The 8,105-nt window shown below is 41.2% G+C and carries 6 protein-coding genes and 2 tRNA genes; all 8 read right to left on the bottom strand.

The features are described from left to right. Positions 1-71 precede the first annotated feature (71 nt). Positions 72-147 (bottom strand) — tRNA-Val (locus tag E1160_RS01670). A 172-nt stretch (positions 148-319) separates the two neighbouring features. Next, positions 320-595 carry an HU family DNA-binding protein gene (locus tag E1160_RS01665; RefSeq protein WP_328597106.1) on the bottom strand — a complete coding sequence of 92 codons (276 nt, stop codon included), beginning with the start codon at positions 593-595 and terminating at the stop codon, positions 320-322. 238 nt (positions 596-833) lie between these two features. Continuing rightward, positions 834-3,254, bottom strand: coding sequence for an endopeptidase La (gene lon / locus E1160_RS01660; RefSeq protein ID WP_155153251.1), 2,421 nt, complete (start codon positions 3,252-3,254; stop codon positions 834-836). A gap of 156 nt (positions 3,255-3,410) precedes the next feature. Then, positions 3,411-4,679: an ATP-dependent Clp protease ATP-binding subunit ClpX gene (gene clpX / locus E1160_RS01655; protein WP_155153250.1), complete on the bottom strand. Its 1,269-nt coding sequence runs from the start codon at positions 4,677-4,679 to the stop codon at positions 3,411-3,413. A gap of 247 nt (positions 4,680-4,926) precedes the next feature. Then, positions 4,927-5,565 carry an ATP-dependent Clp endopeptidase proteolytic subunit ClpP gene (gene clpP / locus E1160_RS01650; protein ID WP_328597107.1) on the bottom strand — a complete coding sequence of 213 codons (639 nt, stop codon included), beginning with the start codon at positions 5,563-5,565 and terminating at the stop codon, positions 4,927-4,929. A gap of 184 nt (positions 5,566-5,749) precedes the next feature. Continuing rightward, complete coding sequence (gene tig / locus E1160_RS01645) at positions 5,750-7,183, bottom strand: trigger factor (RefSeq protein WP_155153248.1); 1,434 nt, start codon at positions 7,181-7,183, stop codon at positions 5,750-5,752. A 131-nt stretch (positions 7,184-7,314) separates the two neighbouring features. Next, positions 7,315-7,399: transfer RNA gene (locus tag E1160_RS01640), tRNA-Leu, on the bottom strand. Positions 7,400-7,628: 229 nt separating this feature from the next. Beyond that, a complete protein-coding gene (locus E1160_RS01635) occupies positions 7,629-7,964 on the bottom strand; it encodes a hypothetical protein (protein WP_155153247.1) in 336 nt (111 codons plus the stop codon). Between the last annotated feature and the right edge of the window lie 141 nt (positions 7,965-8,105).

Genomic DNA, 8,105 nt, shown 5'->3' with positions numbered 1-8,105 from the left:
GAGATGCTCTCCCAGCTGAGCTAATCGCCCTTTAAGACATTTTGTCTTTGGGATTGAGATGTTGGAATAGATGGTGGGCGATGACGGGATCGAACCGCCGACCCTCTCGGTGTAAACGAGATGCTCTCCCAGCTGAGCTAATCGCCCATCGTTTCCAAGTCTCTATCGGATGCGCGGTTTATATGAAAGTCCGCAGGTATTGGCAAGAGGTAAAATTGATTTTTTTCAATTATTTTTCTTTTTTTTCATAATCCAGAAACAAAAGAAAACGGCCGCTTAAAAAAGCGACCGTTTTTCTTAAATCACGTATAAACAGGTATTAGCTGTTTACTGCGTCTTTCAAACCTTTACCAGCTTTAAACTTTGGTTGGTTAGAAGCTGGAATTTGGATTTTCTCGCCTGTACGTGGGTTACGGCCTTCAGAAGCAGCACGTTTTGTAACTGCAAAAGTACCGAAACCTACTAAGCGTACTTCGTCACCGGATTTCAAAGCGCCAGTTACAGCGTTGAATACAGCGTCAACAGATTTAGCAGCGTCAGCCTTAGAAAGACCAGATTCATTAGCTACAGAAGCAACAAGATCGTTTTTATTCACGATAGACCCCCTAGAATTTTTTATTGGGTTTCTTAAACAGATTAACGAAAGGTTCATCCTTTCGACGAGAAGCAGTTTAAAGTTATTTCTTTCTTCACGTCAATCATGAAACCGCAGGTTTCTGCGGTTTTCCACAGATTTTTTATCATTTTCTATGTTGACATATCCTACAAAAACAAAACAGGCCCCAAAAATGGAGCCTGATTGAAACAATATTACCCACAATGTTACAGGTATATTAATGTGTGGTTACTTCGCTATGCGATTCGTCCGCCTCACTAACAGCTGTAACCGCTTCTGATTCTCCATCGTCATCATCCGCTTTCCATTCAATTGGCTTAGGAGATGTAGCTAAAGCATGTTCAAGTACTTCATCGACAGTAGAAACAGGCACAATTTCCAATACCTCTTTTACATTATCCGGAATATCTTCCAGATCTTTTGTATTATCGCGCGGAATCAATACTTTTGTAATTCCACCGCGGAGTGCAGCCAGAATCTTTTCTTTCAAACCACCGATAGGAAGTACACGACCACGCAAAGAAATCTCACCAGTCATTGCAACATCTTTACGAACAGGTATTCCAGAAAGCAATGAAACGATTGAAGTTACCATAGCAACGCCGGCCGATGGACCATCTTTTGGAGTTGCACCTTCAGGGACATGCAAGTGAATATCAGCCTTTTCAAAAGCTGTAGGTTTGATACCAAAGCTTGGCGCTCGGCTCTTCACATAACTCTCAGCAGCTTGAATGGATTCTTGCATCACATCTCCGAGCTTACCCGTTTTGATGAATTTGCCCTTACCTGGAACCATCACAGATTCGATAGAAAGTAATTCACCACCAACTTCAGTCCATGCCAAACCAGTTACAACACCGATTTGATCCTCATCTTCAGCTTCGCCGAATCTAAATTTGCGAATACCTGCATATTCCTTAAGGTTTTCATCGGTAACTTCGATGGATTTCTTTCCATCCATCATGATTTCCTTAATCCCCTTACGGCAGACATTGGCAATTTCGCGTTCAAGACTACGAACCCCAGCTTCACGGGTGTAATAACGAACAATATCACGAATCGCTTCGTCAGAAATGCTCCACTCACCGTCCTTCAAACCGTTCTCTTTGATTTGCTTAGGTACTAAATGACGTTTTGCAATTTCGACTTTTTCCGCTTCCGTATAACCTGGAATACGAATGATTTCCATACGGTCCAACAAAGGGCCAGCCATATTTAAAGAGTTCGATGTTGTTACAAACATCACATCCGACAAATCATAATCAACTTCAAGATAATGATCTGCGAAAGTTGCATTTTGTTCTGGATCTAAAACTTCAAGTAATGCGGATGAAGGATCCCCACGCCAATCATTTCCAAGTTTATCAATCTCATCCAACAAAAACATCGGATTCGATGTCTTTGCCTTCTTCATTCCTTGAATAACTTTACCTGGCATAGAACCGATATAAGTCCTACGATGTCCACGAATTTCAGACTCGTCTCGTACACCACCAAGAGACATACGTACGAAGTTACGATTCGTGGCCTTTGCGATGGACTGACCAAGTGATGTTTTACCAACACCCGGAGGGCCAACTAAACAAAGAATCGGACCTTTAACTTTATTCATACGTGCTTGTACCGCTAGATACTCAAGAATCCGATCTTTAACTTTCTCAAGGCCATAGTGATCTTTGTCCAAAATATCTTTTGCTCGGTTCAAATCTTTCTTGATTTTACTGCGTTTTTTCCAAGGAATTGAAATGATCCAATCTAAATAGTTACGGACAACAGTTGCTTCCGCAGACATTGGGCTCATTGTTTTCAATTTTTTCAATTCAGCATTCGTTTTTTCACGTGCTTCCTTGGTCAATTTTAACTTATCAAGTGTCTCTTCAAGCTCTGTCAGCTCATCTTTGCCATCATCCCCCTCGCCCAATTCTTTCTGAATGGCCTTCATTTGCTCATTTAGATAATATTCGCGTTGGGTTTTCTCCATTTGGCGTTTTACGCGGCTGCGAATCTTCTTCTCAACCTGCATTACGCTTATTTCGCCTTCCATAAAGCCATAAACTTTTTCAAGACGTTCAGAGGCTGATGACAACTCAAGGATTTCTTGTTTTTCATTAATCTTCAAAGAGAGATGTTGCGCAATTGTATCGGCCAATTTGGACGGATCAGTGATTTCATTGACTGTTGATAAAATTTCAGCAGGAATTTTCTTATTTAGTTTAATATATTGCTCAAACTGACCAACAGCGGCACGCGCCAAAGCTTCAAGCTCAGCAGAATCTTCCTCAACAGCAGGTAAATCTGTTGCATAAGCTTGGAAAAAATCAGTATTATCAGAATACTCTTCGATTTTAACGCGATGTTGCCCTTCAACAAGAACCTTCACTGTACCATCAGGTAATTTTAGCAATTGAAGGATCGTACCGATAGTACCGATCTCATATAAATCTTCAACTGACGGATCATCTACTGAGGCATTTTTCTGTGTCACCAACAGGATTTGCTTATCATCCTGCATCACATCTTCAAGAGCTTTTATAGATTTATCACGGCCAACAAAAAGTGGCACAATCATATGCGGAAATACAACAATGTCCCGCAAAGGAAGGATTGGATAGAGCGCAGCTTGTGAAGCTTCTAACATATTAAGACCTTTCTTTATACAACAGAACCTTCCCTAGTAAGGCGAAATATTCTGTCTATTTGTCCTTTATCCGAGAGTTTGATTACATTCCAATGTCAATCAAATCATTAAGTGAACGGGCTTCCCAAAATCCTGGCAAAGCCCATTCATTCGGAATCAGGCGCTGCTTTCAATTTCTTCTTTACGTTCAGCATAGATGTGGAGAGGATCAGCCTTATTTTCAACCACCTCTTTATTAATAACCACTTTTTCTACGCCTTCCAAAGAAGGTAATTCATACATGGAATCAAGTAAAATACCTTCCATGATAGAGCGAAGGCCACGGGCGCCGGTTTTACGTTCAATCGCCTTATGGGCAACCGCACGAACAGCATCTTCTGTAAATTCCAGCTCAATTTTTTCCATATCAAACAATCGTTGATATTGCTTCAACAACGCATTACGCGGTTGTGTCAGAATCTCAACCAATGCGTCTTCATCAAGATCGGTCAAAGTGGCGATCATTGGTACACGACCAACAAATTCCGGGATCAAGCCAAATTTCAATAAGTCTTCTGGCTCAATTTCACGCAGTAATTCACCAACATTGCGATCGTCTTCAGATTTCACATCGGCGCCAAAACCAATTGAAGATCCTTTGCCACGACCAGCAATAATTTTATCGAGACCAGCAAAAGCACCACCACAAATAAATAGGATATTCGTTGTATCAACTTGTAAGAATTCTTGTTGTGGATGTTTGCGACCGCCTTGTGGAGGCACAGATGCAACAGTACCTTCCATGATTTTCAATAAGGCTTGCTGTACACCTTCACCAGAAACATCACGAGTAATGGATGGGTTGTCAGCTTTACGGCTAATTTTATCGACCTCATCAATATACACGATTCCACGTTGGGCGCGCTCAACATTGTAATCGGCAGCTTGCAAAAGCTTCAGAATAATATTCTCGACATCTTCACCAACATAACCAGCTTCAGTAAGTGTGGTCGCATCGGCCATTGTAAATGGCACATCAAGGATACGAGCAAGTGTTTGAGCAAGAAGTGTCTTACCGCAACCTGTTGGGCCAATCAGGAGAATATTGGATTTTGCCAGTTCCACATCACCATTCTTGCTTTCATGAGCAAGACGTTTGTAATGGTTGTGCACAGCAACGGCCAAAACACGCTTGGCGAAATCTTGACCAATGACATAATCATCAAGTACATCGCGAATTTCTTGCGGTGCAGGAACCCCTTCACCAGAAGTCGCTAAAGATGTAGATGTGTCTTCTTTTATAATGTCCATACAAAGTTCAACACATTCATCACAGATGAAAACTGTTGGACCTGCAATTAACTTACGTACCTCATGCTGGCTTTTGCCACAGAAGGAGCAGTATAATGTATTCTTTGAATCACCGCTGTTGGTGGTCTTGCTCATTTATTTTTCTTTCATCAAAAAACATCGATATTAGTTTAATTATAGACCCCAAAACCGGGCGAGCAATCCGAAATTGCAGATTTCTTCACTATATCTGGTATTAGAGGACTATTTTATCGAGGCAGATATAATCAACTGCCTCATTTGATTACATTTTCTGCATTTCAACCACAATCATCAAACCCGAGCAAAAAATAAGGCCCCCTAGTATAAGGAGGCCTTAATAACTTTAAATTAGTTAAATGACTTACTCTTCATCACCATCTAAGTCAGGGCGCGTATCAACAACTTCATCAATTAGCCCAAACTCTTTGGCCTCTTCTGCTTCCATGAAATTGTCTCGTTCCATAGCTGATTCAATAGTTTTGAGATCCTGACCTGTATGCTTTACATAAATTTCATTTAGATTCGCACGCATACGCAAAATCTCACGCGCTTGGATTTCAATATCGGTAGCTTGCCCCTGAGCACCACCAGAGGGCTGATGGATCATGATCCGCGCATTAGGAAGCGCAAAACGCTTGCCTTTATCCCCTGCTGTTAATAGCAGCGACCCCATTGAAGCAGCCTGCCCTAAACAAAGAGTCGAAACGCTTGGGCGAATATATTGCATCGTGTCATAAATAGACATGCCAGATGTCACGACACCACCAGGTGAGTTAATATAAAATGCAATATCCTTTTTTGGGTTTTCAGCCTCAAGGAATAACAATTGTGCGCAAATCAAACTTGCAACATGATCATTCACCTGACCAGTCAAGAAGATGATGCGCTCCTTTAAAAGACGCGAGTAAATATCATAAGAGCGTTCGCCACGGTTTGTTTGTTCCACAACCATAGGAACAAGAGTATTCATATATACGTCAATTGGATCGCGGTCTGTAATCATGGTGAGGCCACCCCCTGTATTTTAAAAGAGAATCAGTAAGTAGAAAAACTTACCCTAAAAAGCACTAATCCCACGGATATGACAAGCAGAAATGCCTGAACTGTCCGTGGGATTAGCATATAAGTGATTTGTCCGAAATTACCAGACCGAAATCATCTGATCCGGCAATATCTTTAAATCTTTATTTTTTTGCTGCAGCTTTCTTCGCAGAAGATTTCTTAGATGCAGATTTTTTAGAAGTAGCTTTCTTTGCAGCTTTTTTAGCTTTCGCTTTTTTTGCTGGCTTAGACTCTGCTTCGTCTGGATCTTTAACCAGCTCTTCAACGCTGATCTCTTCTTCTGTTACTTTCGCCATTTCAACCAAGAAGTCTACAACTTTATCTTCGAAGATTGGCGCTTGCAAGCTAGCCATCGCTTCAGGATTTTGTTGGTAATATTGCATTACCTGCATTTCCTGACCGGAATATTTGCGAGCTTCGTTCATGATTGCTTTATTCAAATCGTCTTGGGCAACCTGAATGTTGTTTTTTGTACCGATTTCGGACAACAACAATCCAAGCATCACACGACGAACAGCAATCTCACGATATTCAGCTTTCAACTCGTCTTCATCTTTAGACGCATCATCTTCGTCTAATTGACCCGCTTCTTTAGCTTGCTCAAACTGTTTCCAGATGCTGTCGAATTCTTGCTCAACCATACCTGCTGGTACTTCGAAGTCATGACCTTCTTGCAATGCATCTAGCAACTGACGCTTTGTACGGTTACGTGCAAACTGATCGTAATCAGCTTCCAAACGCTCACTAATGTTAGATTTCAACTGGTCTAAATCGTCAAGACCAAGGTTTTTAGCTAATTCGTCGTCAATTGCTGTTTCAACATATTCACGTAACTCTTTAACATCTACAGCGAATACTGCAGCCTTACCTTTAAGGTCCTCTGCATGGTATTCTTCTGGGAAGGTTACATTAACCTCTAAAGAATCACCTGGTTTTGCACCAACTAATTGTTCTTCGAAACCAGGAATGAATTGTCCAGAGCCCAATTCCAGATTGTGGCCCTCACCAGCACCGCCAGGGAATTCAACACCATCAACGGAACCTTTAAAGTCGATAACAACAACGTCACCTTCTTTAGCTTTACGTGCTTTTGCAACTGGCTCCGATTTACGGAAGTCTTTCGCGATACGCTCTAATGCTTCATCAACTTCAGACTCTTCGATTTTTGCTTTGTATTTAGTCAATTCGATAGAAGCGAAATCCATCTCTTTGATTTCGGGCATACACTCTACGCCCATTTTGAAAACAAGGTCTTTGCCTTCATCAAAGCTTTCAATTTCAATTTTTGGCTGCATTGCAGGACGAAGTTCGTTTTTAGAAACAACTTCGGAACTGCTTTCATTAACCGCAGCTTCCAAAACTTCACCCATCACAGATTTACCGAAACGTTGACGTAAAATTGTCAATGGCACTTTGCCTTTACGGAAACCCGGAAGATTAATTGTTTTGCCAACTTCTTGCAGGCGGGTATCAACACGTGCGTCGATGTCAGAAGCAGAAACCGTTACAGTATATTCACGGCTTAAGCCTTCATTTTTAGTTTCGTTAATTTGCATGGAAACAACCTTTAGTCAGGCATGTGAAAGTTTAAACTCTTTGCTTATAACCATGTATATTAGATTGGAACATGGTGACCGCATTTTATTATATACGGGACTTCGAGGCTGCTCTTACTTCGGAGCGTCTTTGGTGCGGTCGGAGAGACTCGAACTCTCACACCATAAGATACTAGAACCTAAATCTAGCGCGTCTACCAATTCCGCCACGACCGCGCATCTACAAAGAAGGCTCCGAAAACACCGCCTCGGTGTCTCAAGCGCGGCGGTTCTATAGCAGTCTGATTTCGGTCCGTCAAAGCCTAACTGACAAGTTTTTTCATTTTTCTGTATTTTTTTTAACTTTTGGCAGTTTTCGGTCAATAAAAAAGGGGCTCAAATAGGCCCCATACTCGTTTGATAGTAGATCATATCATCAAAAGTCATTTAATTCTGCCGGATGATTCTAGCTTGCGATCCTATCTTGATACATTTCCGTAAAAGTATTTAAGGCTAAAACACGTGGACCATGTATTTCAGAATAAGCCATACATGCCTTTTCCATTTTTAGTTCATAACGCACATGAGGTATGCCAAATGAATCTGCTGCAACCGATAAAACCCGAGCTGTTTCCACCATATGATCTTTGCGTTCCCGCCGAAACAAAGCCCCAGCTTTTACATATTCTAATTTCTGACCTCGTTTAAAAAACATACTACTTCTTTCTTTGCCTTTTGCGTTTAGATAATTCGCTTGGCTCTTTCCTTGAAGGATTATGGTTCTATTTAAACCAGCGTTCATTGTTATAGTTTCCCATCGCTTTGGCGATTAACAATAATCACCATTCCTAAAGATATCCTATAAGCCCCTAAGCACGAATCGTACCACGTTTCCGATTCGTACGCAAATAAATTAAGATTAGAAGTCTTTTCTAATTTTTTA

The organism is Curvivirga aplysinae (genome assembly GCF_009711445.1).
In the GTDB taxonomy this organism is placed as follows: Bacteria; Pseudomonadota; Alphaproteobacteria; order UBA8366; family Aestuariispiraceae; genus Curvivirga; species Curvivirga aplysinae.
Note: the sequence above shows the minus strand (reverse complement) of the source record. Positions and strands in the feature narration are given on the sequence as shown.

What these genes read in the sequence shown, in the direction of transcription:
- tig (WP_155153248.1), bottom strand. Translation starts at nt 7,183, where the DNA reads ATGCAAATTAACGAAACTAAAAATGAAGGCTTAAGCCGTGAATATACT.
- lon (WP_155153251.1), bottom strand. Translation starts at nt 3,254, where the DNA reads ATGTTAGAAGCTTCACAAGCTGCGCTCTATCCAATCCTTCCTTTGCGG.
- clpX (WP_155153250.1), bottom strand. Translation starts at nt 4,679, where the DNA reads ATGAGCAAGACCACCAACAGCGGTGATTCAAAGAATACATTATACTGC.
- E1160_RS01635 (WP_155153247.1), bottom strand. Translation starts at nt 7,964, where the DNA reads ATGAACGCTGGTTTAAATAGAACCATAATCCTTCAAGGAAAGAGCCAA.